Source organism: Bacillus sp. FSL W7-1085 (genome assembly GCF_038595035.1).
Lineage (GTDB): Bacteria > Bacillota > Bacilli > Bacillales > Bacillaceae > Bacillus > Bacillus altitudinis.
The window spans coordinates 730,908-745,224 of sequence record NZ_CP152000.1 but is presented as its reverse complement, the minus strand read 5'-3'; the positions used below and the strand labels follow the sequence as shown (position 1 = coordinate 745,224).

Here is a 14,317-nt window from a genome sequence, read left to right as displayed (position 1 = left end):
CTGTCACTTGTCCAGTACAAAGGAGCAGAAATCGAGCTTCATACGCTGTATTCTCTGTAAGAGAGCAACACCATTGGATGATTCTTGAATGGAAACTGACATGCTCTTTCTCTAAAAGAATATCTCTGCTAGCTTCGAGCTGCTTTCTCCTTTACTAGAAGCTCTGGTTCTCCAAATGCACGTCATCCGGTTGTACCCTTTGATTGGATGAATAGTCCGTACTTCAATTCAGCTACATTGATTGAAGCATGACACCCGCCTAGGTATGCACCAAGAACCATCACATCAAACATCGCGTTTATCCTCCTTTGCACTAGATTTTGACAGCAATGACATGATGCTGGCTGATCCCAGCCTTCGCTTGTAATGGTGTAATCGAAACGAGCTCAAGTCCTGATGTACAAATCTTTTCTCCAAGCTGAGTATCTGAGAATGAAAAATGGAAGCGTCCATCTTCTCCGATTAAGCCTGTTTTCCACTCTTCTCCCCATACAACAAGGGAAAACACACCACCTTCATGAAGCAGCGAGGAAATCTGCTTTAAGTATCGTTCGTGGTCATCAGGGTGCTGATGGTGAAAGCAGCCATGATCTAAAATCAGATCAAACGTCAGCTCGCGCCCTTGATCAATTGACCAGGACATAAAATCTTGATGATAAAAATGGACAGGAACCTCTTTTCTCTTCTTTAATCCTTCCCATTCCTCATGCTCATAAAGATCAATGCCGGTATATGCCGACAGTCCTTGTAAATGTTCAAGAGCCCGGCCGTTCCCGCAGCCGATATCCAGCACCGAAGCAAGTGCATCCTTTTCCCTGGAACGCCATGCCTTCAGAGACATCACAGCAGCGTCTGTTAATGATGGATCAGTGGACCACATATCTGTTCTTTGCTCATAGTGTTCTTGAAAAGCCATGCGCATTTTCTCTAAATACAACCCGCTGTCTTCATGATACAAAGCCTTTTTCATCACGTGACCTCCTTCAATTCACAATCACCTTTCCTAACAAAGGTGGTTTTCAAGCAAAAAGCCTTATGATAAAATGAAAGATGGATTTTTTAGGAAATCTGTTTTCTGAAAAAGGAGAGAAGCATCCCACATGTCACTCTTCTTTTTCAGCACTCATCTTCACATACAACCACAGCCATTCAACTGTTACAGCGCCTCAGTTTGTTATACATTTTCTTCATATGAATTCACCTCCTTAACAGCGCTAAGAAAGCGCTTTCTTTATGATGATCCTCTGAATACCTTGAACAATATCATTGAGAAATAGGCATAGTAGAAAGACGAATCTACCATTCTAAGCTATCTTTCATCTATTCTTTTTTGTCTAATAGATATTTCTTCCGTATCGCTCTGCCTCAGAAGCGCTCTCCCTTAGGTCTTAATGCATCATCATTTACCGAATTGATCCTGAAATCCACCCATCAAAAATTTAACAACTAATTCCATAATAACTTGATTAAGCCAAATATATTGTTTTTAGATTATTTTGTCAACAAATTATTTCCTAAACATTAGAATGATTTTCTAATTGAAAATACAGGTATATTTCGTGGTTTTTTGACCTTAAAACACTTATTTCTACACAAAAATACAACTTAAACCAATAGAACTAAGAAATTTATCTACTAAATTACACAAGATTTTTATTTCATTTTGAAATAAAAATAAAGATATCATAATTATTTCCCGAATGGTTTTTTGTGATATTTTCACTACTATTTTCATTTTTTTGATGGTATCCTTTGATATTTCTATATTTTCAATTAGACATTTTACTGTTTATCCCAATTTTTCAACCTTTCTTATTATAGTGAAAAAGACAGATGGTAGATTTTAATTATCGCAGCATGAAAAAAAGCCCCTTACAAAAGTAAGAGGCTTTTTACGATGGCGTTTATGCCCAATTTTTCACTTTTTCATGGTCAGTCACAAAGAGAAGAACTTTTCCTTCATCTAAATGTTCTTCAAATGTCTCAGCTTCTTCTTTTGAGAAACCAATTTCGTGAATCTTATTGCGGAGTTCATCTCCCTTTTTGCTAAAGATGTTTCCAACCGCATGCTTGAGTCCAACTTCTTTTGGACCTATCGTATTGGCATCTGTGTTGCTTGCAATACGCTCAGTTCGATCATCGTCATGGGACAGAACATAAATGTCCTCTCTTGCAACACCGAGTTGTTTTAATTGCTCCACATCTCTTTGAAGTGTTTCATCATTTGAATACTCTCTTACAACAGGTTTCATTTATTATTCCTCCTTTAACGTCTTACGAATCTTTTACCCGTCACTTTTGTCATTAAACCTTCCTCCAGCACATCCATTTTTACTCTGTGAACTTAATGCGTCTATGGACTTATTTTTGACAAAAAGACTGTGAATGTGACTAAATTTTCTGAAAAATTGTATTCATTCCTTGTCATTTGTTGTACAATTCTTATACTGGAGGCTAGAAATGGGGTGGAGCTGATGTATTATTTTTCAGCTGAGCAGCAGTTTAATGCATGGGTTGTCAGTGATTTGGTGAAACAGCTTTTTCAAAAATGGAATCCTGAAGAATCAAAAGCAAAGCCGCTTACTTTGTTTGCTGAACAGCACTTTCACATCTGCATCGATTATCTCTTTTCTATTATTATTAACATTGGAGATATCGAGTCAATCGAACAAGATCCACAAGACCTGTTGTCCTCATATTTAAATATCCTTTTTCCTTTTGTGACGCACGATATGATGAAAGCCTCCATGCAAAATGCAAATGAATATTTATTAAAAGAACGTGATGCGGATGAGTATCAACTGTTTGGTTGTCTCCCGCCGCTCCTTTCTGTCTCTCTTCAAAAAAAGTAGTCCCCTTCTTTTAGATGGTGGCTGCTTTTTTGTATGTGCTTGGAAAAGACCGTATGTTTTGAACGAAAAGAAGCATCATGTTAATGTAAATCTAGGTTGCAAGTGAAAGGGAGGATTTGACATGAGTCAACAAAAACAAATTCAATTAGCAAAACGTCCAAAAGGGTTACCTACTAAAGATGTTTTTCATTTTGAAACAGTTGATATACCAACGCCGCAAGATGGCGAAGTCTTGATTCAAACGAAATATGTGTCTGTAGATCCTTACATGAGAGGACGAATGCAAGATACAAAATCCTATACACCTCCGTTCAAGCTGAATGAAGTCATTCAAGGTGGAGTGGTCGGAGAAGTCGTCGAGTCCAAATCTCCTCAATTTGAGAAAGGTGATTTTGTACTTGGATTCCTTGGCTGGCAGGAATATTCTACTGCCAAAGCAGAGTCTCTGACAAAAATTGATCCATCCATTGCGCCGCTCTCTTATTACTTAGGGATTTTGGGCATGCCAGGACAAACCGCCTATTTTGGACTTCTTGCGATTGGTCAGCCAAAAGAAGGAGAAACTGTTGTCATTTCTGGAGCCGCAGGTGCCGTTGGTTCTGTTGTCGGACAGATTGCTAAAATCAAAGGTGCCCACGTCGTAGGAATTGCCGGATCTGATGATAAGCTGGCTTATTTAAAAGAACTGGGCTTTGATGAAACCATTAATTATAAAACAACAAATGATTTAGATGACGCCATTGCAAAAGCCTGTCCAAACGGTGTCGATGTGTATTTTGACAATGTGGGCGGCGAAATCTCTGATGCTGTGATGAATCATTTGAACCGTTTTGCACGTATTCCAGTCTGCGGCGCCATTTCTTCTTATAACATTAGTGCAAGCGAAGACATTGGGCCTCGTGTGCAAACAAAACTCATTAAAACAAGTGCATTGATGCAGGGCTTCATTGTTGCCAACTACTCTGATCGTTTTGAAGAAGCGGCAAAAGATCTCGCACAATGGGTAAAAGAAGACAAACTGACTTACAAAGAAACCATTATCGAAGGTTTTGACCATATTCCAGATGCATTCCTCGGACTATTCAAAGGGGAAAATGTCGGAAAACAGCTTGTCAAAGTTTCATAAAAAGAAAGGACCCTCCATGTGGGAGGGTCCTTTTTTTATGCTTGCTTGGGCGCAAGGTGCAGCTGACCTTGCTTATAAACAATTTCCTGAAGCGAAAGATTTAGCTTTTTCGCCATTTTTTTAAGCATTGAATGCTCTTGAGATGTGACTAGGCTGATAACCGCCCCTTCTTTTCCTGCGCGGCCGGTTCTGCCTGAACGGTGGATATAGCCTTCTTCGTTTGGCAGGTCGGCATGGATCACGTAAGGCAGATCGTCAATATCGATCCCTCTTGCTGCGATATCTGTTGCAAGAAGAAGCGGGAATTCACGCTGTTCAAAAGCCTTTAAGATGACTGCACGCTCTGCTTTTTTCGCTTCACTGTGAAGCACACCAAGGTCGACATGGTGATACGCTAATTTTTCTGCATAAATGCTCAAATTCGTAATATCTCGCACAAAGACAAGTGCCTGCATGTCCTCAAGCCGTGATAGCTTTTGTAGTAATTTCACCTTGTCACGCTGATCACATAACAGGTAATAATGCCCTACCTTCTGCGCTTCTTCTTGGCTTCTGCTAATTTTCAATACTTCTGGTTCAGATGCAATGTCTTTAATCTGTTGAACGGTTTCCTCTTTCAACGTCGCAGAAAAACAAAGGATTTGTCTTTCTTTTAATGTGGATTTAATGATCGCTTGGATCGTTTTCATATGCTCTGGGACAAGAAGCTGGTCTGCCTCGTCTAACACGATCGTTTTCACTTCATGCATTTTCAGTTTCTTGATTTTGATTAACTCTTGTACGCGACCCGGTGTCGCCACCACGATATTCGGGTGTTTTTTTAGCTTTTCCTGCTGCTTCTTGATGTTTGCCCCGCCTATTAAGGAAATAGCTTTGATGTCTGAACCTTGTTTGAACTCTTGCACGACATCAAAAATTTGCATCACAAGCTCTCTTGAAGGTGCCAAGATTAAGACTTGCGGGTGTTTGATACTCACATCAATTTTATTTAAAAGCGGCAGAACATACGCAAGTGTCTTCCCTGTTCCAGTCGGTGATTCTGCGATCACATCGCGTTTTTCCGTAATCCACTCTGCTGTTTGTTCTTGTATCGCTGTTGGCTTCTCAAAGCCAGCCGCTTCAAAGTTCTTTTGAATAAATGGCTTTGCTTCTTTCAAAAATGCCCAATTTTCCGTCATGTTGATCTCCTTTATCCTCATTCAATCTATCCTTAAGTATCTCAAAATCAGCTTTGAAACGCAATTTTTCTTTTGGTGCTTTTATCGAGCCGGACAGTTCGATATAATCATGAGAGGCACTAGCCGTTTTGAATCTATTTGAGGTGTAAAAAATGATATTATCTGTTAAAGATTTAAGTCATGGCTTTGGCGACAGAGCCATTTTCCACGAAGTCTCCTTCCGTTTATTAAAAGGCGAGCATGTCGGCTTGATCGGCGCCAACGGTGAAGGAAAGTCAACGTTTATGAATATTATTACTGGCAAGCTTGAGCCAGATGCAGGAAAGGTCGAATGGGCAAAAAATGTCCGTGTCGGCTACCTCGATCAGCATACCGTGCTTGAAAAAGGAAGAACCATTCGTGAAGTCCTTCAAGATGCATTCCATTATTTATTCTCAATGGAAGCCGCAATGAATGACATTTACGAAAAAATGGGTGAAGCAGATCCTGATGAGCTAGAAAAGCTTTTAGAAGAAGTAGGCGTCATTCAGGATGCCCTGACGAACAATGATTTTTATATCATTGATTCCAAGGTAGAGGAAATTGCAAGAGGTCTTGGGTTATCAGATCTCGGGCTCGATCGTGATGTGACAGAGCTGAGCGGCGGACAGCGGACAAAAGTACTGCTTGCGAAATTGCTGTTAGAGAAGCCTGAAATTCTTCTTCTTGACGAGCCGACCAACTATTTAGATGAACAGCATATTGAGTGGCTGAAGCGCTATTTGCAGGAATATGAAAATGCATTTATCCTCATTTCACATGATATCCCGTTCCTAAACAGTGTCATTAACTTGATTTATCATGTCGAAAATCAAGAACTCACGCGATACGTTGGTGATTATGACCAATTTAAACAAGTATACGAAGTGAAAAAGCAGCAGCTAGAAGCAGCGTATAAAAGGCAGCAACAAGAAGTGGCTGAATTAAAGGATTTTGTCGCGAGAAACAAAGCACGTGTCAGCACTCGAAATATGGCGATGTCTCGTCAAAAGAAACTCGATAAAATGGACATGATTGAATTAGCAGCGGAAAAACCAAAACCAGAATTCCACTTTAAACCTGCACGCACATCAGGGAAATTGATTTTTGAAACGAAGGATTTAGTCATTGGGTATGAGGAACCGCTCTCTCGTCCATTGAATTTAAAAATGGAACGCGGGCAGAAAATTGCGTTATACGGTGCCAACGGTATCGGAAAAACGACACTGCTCCGAAGTCTTCTTGGAGAAATCTCCCCCATTTCTGGTGAGGTGGAACGCGGAGAATTCCTGCATATAGGCTACTTTGAACAAGAAGTAAAAGAGCAAAACAGCAACACTTGTATCGAAGAGGTGTGGAGCACCTTCCCATCGTACACACAATATGAAGTCAGAGCCGCCCTTGCCAAATGCGGTTTAACGACAAAACATATTGAAAGCCGTGTGTCTGTTTTAAGTGGTGGTGAAAAAGCGAAGGTCCGCCTTTGTAAGCTGATCAATGAAGAAACCAACCTACTTGTTCTCGATGAGCCGACAAACCACTTGGATGTCGATGCCAAAGAAGAATTAAAGCGCGCGTTAAAAGAATATAAAGGCAGCGTCCTATTGATTTCCCACGAACCTGAATTTTATCAAGATGTGGCCACTGAAACTTGGAATTGTGAATCCTGGACAACCAAAGTATTATAACGACAAAAAAGCCTCATATCTTTTCAACAGATATGAGGCTTTTTTCTATTAATGACCTGCCTGGATATTCACCAAATGCTTACGGCCAAGAAGCAGGATGACCATTCCTAAGAGAACAACAGCCGCCCCTACATAATAAGGGGTGCTTGCTGTGTAAGTTTCAGCGAGAACTCCCGCAATCCAAGGCGCAATCGCACCACCAATAAATCGTACAGCACTGTATGAAGATGAGGCAATTGAACGCTCAACAGGAGCTGATCCCATCACAGCCGTCGTAAGCACCGTATTGATCATGCCGAGGATTCCCCCAGCAATGACAATACCGCAAATGACCACGACCACATGTGATGTCCATATTCCAATGCCGAATAAAATCACAGCAAACGAAGCAAAGAGAACCACAAGAGCTGTTAATGTACCCAATTTGCGATGAATGACCGGCGCTGAGAAGACAGATGTCACAGCCAAAAATAATCCCCATCCAAAAAAGACATAGCCAAGACCATGCTCATCAAGATGAAGCACAAATGGCGAATAAGCTAGAAGAACAAAGAATCCAAAGTTATATAAGAAAGCAGCAGATGCCATCGTTAAAAGCCCCTTATATTTCAAGGCTCCAACAGCTTCAAATAATTTCACCTTTTTCTGCGGCTTTTGCATAGGTGGAAGCATAAAGGTAATGGCTAAAAGAGCAACGAGCATTAACACTGCCACACCAAAGAATGGCCCGCGCCAAGAGATCGTTCCAAGCTCACCGCCAAGGAGCGGCCCAACAGAAATCCCAAGACCTAGTGCCGCCTCATATAAAATGATGGCTTTCGCACTTCCGCCAACAGACACACCGACAATCACTGATAATGCCGTTGAAATAAATAAGGCATTCCCAATGCCCCATCCGCCTCTAAAACCAATTAATTCATTAATGGTTGAAGAAGTACCGCCTAAAGCAGAAAAGACAATAATAAAGATGAGTCCTAATAATAACGTCCATTTGGCACCAATACGACTAGAAATAAAACCGGTAAAAAACATCACAAAGCCGGTGACAAGCAAATAGCTCGTAAACAAAAGAGAGACCTGACTTGGAGATGCATCTAATTGTGATGCAATGGCAGGCAAAATCGGGTCTACAAGCCCTATGCCCATAAATGAAATCACACAAGCAAAGGCCACCGCCCAGACGGCCTTTGGCTGTCTAAGCAGACTCGTACGCTGTTTCAACACTTCTTCTTCCTTCATTCCATCAGAACCTTTCCTACAGTTGTTTAACAAAATAAAATAAACACGCTGAGGTGTTTATTTTTGTAATTGCTCAATCGCATGAGCCGCTCTTTCTTTCATCATTTCAAGATCCTTTTTAAAGGATTGAATCGTTTCTAGCTTTTTTGTAATCAATTGATGCTGCACAGTCAGCTGCGCATCAATATCTAACAGTTTCTCTAATCGTTCCTTCGGGTCAAGTGACAGCAAGTAGCCTTCTTTATTCAGCTCAAGCTGTTTTCCAATTTCCATAAACGATTGAAGCTCTTGTAAAGAAAAGCCAAGTACTTCTTTGGCCTGCATCACTTTCTCCAGTTCTTCCATGTCATCCTCTGAGTAAAGTCTGACACCGCCCTCTGTCCGCTTTGGTGCTGATAATAAACCAATCTCTTCATAGAAACGAATGGTCCGTTTCGTCAGACCGCTTCTTTTCGCCACTTGATCAATTTTCATCCATTCCATCACCAGTGCCTCCTGCTCATCAATTCATGTTTTATTATACACCTTTATGACCTTAACGTAAACGTTAATGTTTGATCACTTGATTTCTATTGTGGTTTGATGCAGAATAAATAGGAATTATTACGTTTTAAAGGAGGTACCCTATGCGTTCATTTCCATCCAAAAAAGAACGACACGCACAATTCGGTTCTGTCCCGCCAAGCGCTAGAACAAAACCTTGTCAAAAAGAGGACATGATAGACATCCAACAAACCGAACAGGACTTTTATTTTGATCTGGAACAGGTCGGAATTTGCCGTGTGTCGTACCCTGTACATATTTTGTCTAAAACGGCTCCACAGCACCAAACCTCTTCCGCTGATTTTACGCTGAGTACATATTTGCCAGCTCATCAAAAAGGCATTCATATGAGCCGTCTCACCGAGCAGCTTCACTCATTTTATGAGAGCGGAAAGCCGGTTGATGTGGATTCCTTAAAAGAATTGACAGCACAGCTTGCCAAGCATATGAATCAGCCATCTGCCTCGATTCAAGTTTCCTTTCCGTGGTACATGGAAAAAAAGAGTCCCATCAGCGGAAAGTCCGGTTTGATGCATGCAGACGTGCAATATGACATCCACTTTCATGAAGAAAACGGATGGATTTGTCATATTGGCTGCACTGCTCAAGTGACAACGTTATGTCCTTGTTCAAAAGAAATCAGTGAATACGGCGCACATAATCAGCGCGGTACTGTATCTATTCAGGTAGAGCTGTTTGAACAAGGTCAACTCCCTGATGACATGAAAGCAGATCTACTGCAGATCATCGAGTCTAATGCGAGTGCGCCTCTTTACCCTGTACTCAAAAGACCAGATGAAAAACACGTGACAGAAGAGGCCTATGAAAATCCACGTTTTGTAGAGGATGTTGCGAGGTTAATTGCGGTAGAGCTGTATGAGCAACACTGGATCAAAGGGTTTCAAATCGAGTGCCGCAATGAAGAATCCATTCATCAGCACGATGCTTATGCGAAATGTTCTTATCAAAAAAAACTGTAGAATATCTCTACAGTTTTTTTGCCAAACTTTAATTACTTTCTAATTCCTCAATCATCATAGACAGTTCTGTCCAGCGATCCATCGCTTGTTCTAATTCTTCAGCGACGGCTTTTTGCTTGTCCATCAGCTCTTGAATTTTCCCGAAATCACTGCCAGCCTCAGCAATGCTGGCTTCGAGCTGCTGGTGTTTGTCCTCTAATGCTTGTATCCGATCTTCAATCCCATCCCATTCAAGCTGGTCCTTATAGGATAGTTTTTTCCTCTTTTTCGGTGCAGCTTCTACTTGTTTTTCAGCAGGTTTTGTCTCTGTTCGCTTCTGTTCTTTTTCTTGCGCCATGTAATCGCTGTAAGCACCTTGGAAGTGTGAAATACGTCCATTTCCTTCAAACACAAGCAGACGATGGACGACTCGGTCTAAGAAATAACGATCATGCGACACGGTGATGACTACGCCTGGGAACTGCTCCAAATAATCCTCTAAAATGCTGAGCGTCTCTGTATCAAGATCATTCGTCGGCTCATCTAAAAAGAGAACATTCGGCTCTTCCATCAATACCTTCAATAAATACAATCTGCGGCGCTCTCCCCCTGACAGCTTGCGGATAAACGTGCGCTGCATGGATCTAGGGAATAAAAATCTCTCCAACATCTGCTCTGCTGTCACAATGACGCCATCTGCCGTTTTGACAATTTCAGCTGTTTCTTTGATGTAATCAATGATATTCAGCTCTTCATTCATTTCGTTATGGTCCTGCGTGTAATAGCCAATGCGGACTGTTTGTCCAATGGTCAATTGTCCATTCGTCGGTTCGATTTTACCCGCCAGGCAATTGAGTAAAGTCGTTTTGCCCACTCCATTCGGTCCGATAAATCCGATACGATCACCTGGCACGACTAAATCGCTGAACTGGTCCACAAGGGTTTGACCAGCAAATGTGATGCTGATCTCTTCTGCCTCAATCACTTGTTTTCCAAGCCGGTGAGAACCGATCGCAAAATCAAGCTCTCCCTTTGCATCAGGTCCCTTTTGATCCTTCAGCTCTTCCACTCTGCCGATACGTGCTTTTTGCTTTGTCGTTCGAGCCTTTGCCCCTCTTCTGAGCCATGCAAGCTCACGTCTAAGCAGGTTTTGACGTTTCGTTTCTTTTACTTGAGCTTCTGCTTCTCGTTCCGCTCTTTTTTCTAAAAAGACTTCATAATTTCCTTTATATGTGTAAAGCTGCCCCTGATTTAATTCATAAATCCGATTGGCGACGCGGTTTAAGAAATAACGATCATGGGTGACAAGAATGACAGCCCCGCTGTATTGACTCAAATATCCTTCAAGCCATTCAATGGTTGCGTTGTCTAGATGGTTTGTCGGCTCATCTAAAATCAGCAAACCCGCAGGCTGGATTAAATTTTTGGCGATCGCCACACGCTTTTTCTGTCCGCCTGATAACGCATGAACAGATCGGCTCACATCTTTAACGCCAAGCTTTGTCAAAATCGTTTTCGCCGAAAGGTTCGCATCCCATGCGTCGTCCTGATCCATTTTATTTTGCATACGCATAAGCGCTTCTTGTTTTGCCTCGTTTTGTGGATCATGCTCTAAATCAGCCAGCGCCTTTTCATAGGCTTTCATCGTTTGAATCATCGGTGCTGTTCCTGAAAAAATATAGTCGAGAATCGTTTCATCCCCGCTCATTTCAGGATCTTGCTCGAGAAATTCGATATCAAGTGTCCCTGCCTTTGTGATGTCGCCTTCCTCAAATGATTCAAGTCCTGCAATGACTTTTAAAAGCGTTGACTTCCCTGTTCCATTCGGTCCAATTAACCCGATGCGTTCCTTTGGTTCTATATGAAAAGAGATATGGTCAAACAGCGTTTTTTCGCCATAGGTTTTATATAATCCTTCTACATTCAATAAACTCATTTTATCAGCCCTTACATAGATTCTTCCTTTATTTTAAATCAGCCAGTAGCAGAAAACTAGTTTTAAAAAACCCGCTTCTGAAAAGAATGTTTCCTTTTGATGCTCGATACACTATGAAGAGGTGATCTAAAGATGATAACCATTAGTTTATGTATGATTGTGAAAAATGAAGAGGAGGTTTTGGCTGACTGCCTGTCTTCTGTTCAAGACATTGTAGATGAGATGATCATTGTTGATACAGGATCAACAGATCAAACAAAGGACATTGCTCACTCCTTTTCAGCAAAGGTACTCGACTTTGAATGGGTCCAGCATTTTGCAAAAGCACGCAATTTCGCTTTTTCCCATGCGACAAAAGAGTATATCTTATGGCTGGATGCCGACGATGTCCTACTTGAAGAGGACCAGCAAAAACTGCTTCAGCTCAAACAGACGCTTGATCCCGCAGTAGATGCCGTCTCGATGTTTTACCACGTTGGATTTAGTGAGGACGGTCAGGTGAATTTTAAATATAGAAGAAACCGGCTCGTCAAGCGTGCCTTGAACTTTCAGTGGTACGGGGCCGTTCATGAGTTTCTTCAGGTGTATGGCAACATCTTACCGGCTGATATCGCCGTCACCCATCAAAAGCGTAAGAAAACAACCGCTGGAGAGCCTGGACGCAATCTGCGCATTTATGAAAACATGCTTGCAAAAGGCGAAGAGATGACGCCTCGCGATCTCTTTTACTTCGCCAATGAATTACGAGATAACAAGCAGCATGTGAAGGCGATTCGCTTTTATCACAAATTTTTAGCCACAAAACAATGCTGGATTGAGGATGAAATTCGCACATGCCAAAATTTAGCTGACTGCTACTATGCAGTCGGTTTTGAGGAAGCCGCCTTATCCTCCTTATTGCGATCCTTCTTATATGATCAGCCCCGTCCAGAATTTTGCTGCCGGATTGGGGATCATTTCAAAGCACAAAATAAATACAAAGCGGCCATCTATTGGTATGAGCAGGCACTGAAAGCGCCTGAAATTGAAACAGCCTTTACACTGACACAATATAAAACATGGTATCCTCACCTTCAGCTTTGCTATTGTTATTATCAGCTCGGTGATTTGGCTCAAGCCAAAACCCATCATCTTGCATCTTCAGCCCATTACCCCACACATCCGAGTGTGCTGTACAATGAAAAAATATTTGCTGAACAAACGTAAATCTCCTGTTATCACATCCGCCTGTCACATGACGGCGGATGTCTTTTGATACACATTAGCCTTTTGTGACATTTAACGCTTTAGTGATTTAAAGCGTTTTTCAACCAATTGACTAAATTGTCATTTACGCATATACTAACATTCGTCTTACGAAAAGATTTATCCATTAGGAGGTCAACATGAGTTCTTTATTTAGAAAAAAGTCTCTCGACCAGCTCATGCTTGAAAGTCAAACGAAGCGGCTGAGCCGTTCTTTGAATACATTTGATTTAATCTTGCTTGGCATTGGCTGTGTGGTCGGGACTGGAATTTTTGTGATAACGGGGGTTGCGGCTGCGAAAGATGCGGGACCTGCGATTATTATATCTTTTATTTTGGCTGCGATCGCATGCGCCCTTGCTGCTTTTTGCTACGCTGAATTTTCCTCGTCCATTCCAGTGTCAGGAAGTGTCTATACGTATTCTTACGCAACACTTGGAGAATTCCTCGCCTTTTTAATGGGCTGGGATTTAATGCTTGAATATGTTGTTGCGCTCTCTGCTGTGGCAAGCGGATGGTCATCCTATTTTCAATCACTGCTCAGTGGATTTGGTCTGCACATACCGAAGGCTTTATCGGCTGCACCCGGAGCCGCTGATGGGGCCATCTTTAACCTGCCAGGCGCACTCATTATTTTACTCATTACCTTTATTGTCTCAAGAGGCGTAAAAGAGAGCACGAAGCTGAATAACATCATTGTGCTCATCAAAATTGCCATTGTCCTCCTCTTTATCATTTCAGGCTTTGCTTACGTTAAACCTGAAAATTGGACACCTTTTATGCCAATGGGCTTCCATGGCGTGATTGCTGGAGCGGCCACTGTCTTTTTTGCTTACCTTGGATTTGATGCAATCGCTAATGCATCTGAAGAAGTCAAAAACCCACAAAAAGCGATGCCGATCGGAATCATCGGTGCGCTCGGTGTTTGTACCATTTTATACATCGGGGTTTCATTTGTCTTAACAGGCATGGTTCACTACACGAAGCTGAATGTCAGTGACCCTGTCGCTTTCGCTTTACAAGTGGTTGGCCTGAATAGTGTCGCTGGTATTATATCGGCAGGTGCTATTATCGGGATTACGACAGTGTTAATTGCACTTGTCTACGCTCAGGTTCGTTTAACCTTTGCTATGAGCCGAGATGGACTCATGCCGAAAATCTTTTCAAACGTTCATCCAAAATCGAAGACACCGGTTGCCAACACTTGGCTGACAGGCGCTGTTGCGGCATGTATCGTTGGTTTCGTCAACTTATCAACACTTGCTAATTTAGTCAGCATCGGTACACTTGCGGCCTTTACGGTGATCTCGATCGCTGTGATCATACTCCGGAAAAAACATCCGAATATGAAAACAGCGTTTAAAGTACCCTTTGTTCCTGTCCTTCCCATCATTAGTGCGGTCATTTGTATGATCTTGGCTGCCACACTGAAATGGGAGACATGGCGAGCCTTCCTCATCTGGGTAGCCATTGGTGTCGTTGTGTACTTCACCTATGCAAGACGCAAAAGCCATCTGAATCAAACACAATAGA

Annotated in this window: 12 protein-coding genes; 6 read left to right on the top strand and 6 right to left on the bottom strand. The window is 41.9% G+C overall.

The features are described 5' to 3' along the window. Nucleotides 1-313: 313 nt before the first annotated feature. Nucleotides 314-970, bottom strand: a complete 657-nt coding sequence (locus MKY11_RS03675) for a methyltransferase domain-containing protein (protein WP_047946775.1) — start codon at nucleotides 968-970, stop codon at nucleotides 314-316. A gap of 934 nt (nucleotides 971-1,904) precedes the next feature. Beyond that, nucleotides 1,905-2,252, bottom strand: a complete 348-nt coding sequence (locus tag MKY11_RS03670; RefSeq protein WP_017360406.1) for a general stress protein — start codon at nucleotides 2,250-2,252, stop codon at nucleotides 1,905-1,907. A gap of 222 nt (nucleotides 2,253-2,474) precedes the next feature. On the opposite strand from MKY11_RS03670, the gene MKY11_RS03665 reads away from it, so the two are divergent. Together MKY11_RS03665 and MKY11_RS03660 are read left to right on the top strand one after the other, a co-directional pair. Next, a complete protein-coding gene (locus MKY11_RS03665) occupies nucleotides 2,475-2,852 on the top strand; it encodes a YfmB family protein (RefSeq protein WP_017366799.1) in 378 nt (125 codons plus the stop codon). Nucleotides 2,853-2,973: 121 nt separating this feature from the next. Further along, entirely contained in the window at nucleotides 2,974-3,978 is a 1,005-nt protein-coding gene (locus tag MKY11_RS03660; RefSeq protein ID WP_096881116.1) for an NADP-dependent oxidoreductase, read from the top strand. Between the two features lie 35 nt (nucleotides 3,979-4,013). Here the strand turns inward: MKY11_RS03660 and MKY11_RS03655 are convergent, their stop codons facing one another. After that, entirely contained in the window at nucleotides 4,014-5,156 is a 1,143-nt protein-coding gene (locus MKY11_RS03655) for a DEAD/DEAH box helicase (protein WP_259254871.1), read from the bottom strand. Nucleotides 5,157-5,308: 152 nt separating this feature from the next. On the opposite strand from MKY11_RS03655, the gene MKY11_RS03650 reads away from it, so the two are divergent. Further along, nucleotides 5,309-6,862 carry an ABC-F family ATP-binding cassette domain-containing protein gene (locus tag MKY11_RS03650; RefSeq protein WP_039170361.1) on the top strand — a complete coding sequence of 518 codons (1,554 nt, stop codon included), beginning with the start codon at nucleotides 5,309-5,311 and terminating at the stop codon, nucleotides 6,860-6,862. Between the two features lie 48 nt (nucleotides 6,863-6,910). On the opposite strand, the gene MKY11_RS03645 is transcribed toward MKY11_RS03650, so the two are convergent. Both MKY11_RS03645 and MKY11_RS03640 read right to left on the bottom strand, forming a co-directional pair. Further along, nucleotides 6,911-8,101, bottom strand: coding sequence for an MFS transporter (locus MKY11_RS03645; RefSeq protein ID WP_047946778.1), 1,191 nt, complete (start codon nucleotides 8,099-8,101; stop codon nucleotides 6,911-6,913). A gap of 57 nt (nucleotides 8,102-8,158) precedes the next feature. Continuing rightward, on the bottom strand, nucleotides 8,159-8,584 hold the full coding sequence (locus tag MKY11_RS03640) for a MerR family transcriptional regulator (RefSeq protein ID WP_017366797.1): 426 nt from the start codon (nucleotides 8,582-8,584) through the stop codon (nucleotides 8,159-8,161). A 143-nt stretch (nucleotides 8,585-8,727) separates the two neighbouring features. Here MKY11_RS03640 and folE2 point away from each other — a divergent pair, with 143 nt between their 5' ends. Further along, the gene (folE2, locus tag MKY11_RS03635; protein WP_342501861.1) at nucleotides 8,728-9,624 is read left to right on the top strand and encodes a GTP cyclohydrolase FolE2; all 897 of its coding nucleotides are present in this window, start codon (nucleotides 8,728-8,730) and stop codon (nucleotides 9,622-9,624) included. Nucleotides 9,625-9,652: 28 nt separating this feature from the next. Here the strand turns inward: folE2 and MKY11_RS03630 are convergent, their stop codons facing one another. Further along, the gene (locus MKY11_RS03630) at nucleotides 9,653-11,539 is read right to left on the bottom strand and encodes an ABC-F family ATP-binding cassette domain-containing protein (RefSeq protein ID WP_342501860.1); all 1,887 of its coding nucleotides are present in this window, start codon (nucleotides 11,537-11,539) and stop codon (nucleotides 9,653-9,655) included. Nucleotides 11,540-11,671: 132 nt separating this feature from the next. Between MKY11_RS03630 and MKY11_RS03625 the strand changes: the two genes are divergently transcribed. Next, entirely contained in the window at nucleotides 11,672-12,745 is a 1,074-nt protein-coding gene (locus MKY11_RS03625) for a glycosyltransferase family 2 protein (RefSeq protein WP_041090656.1), read from the top strand. Between the two features lie 179 nt (nucleotides 12,746-12,924). Beyond that, entirely contained in the window at nucleotides 12,925-14,316 is a 1,392-nt protein-coding gene (locus tag MKY11_RS03620) for an amino acid permease (RefSeq protein WP_008344176.1), read from the top strand. The last annotated feature ends 1 nt before the right edge of the window (nucleotide 14,317 follow it).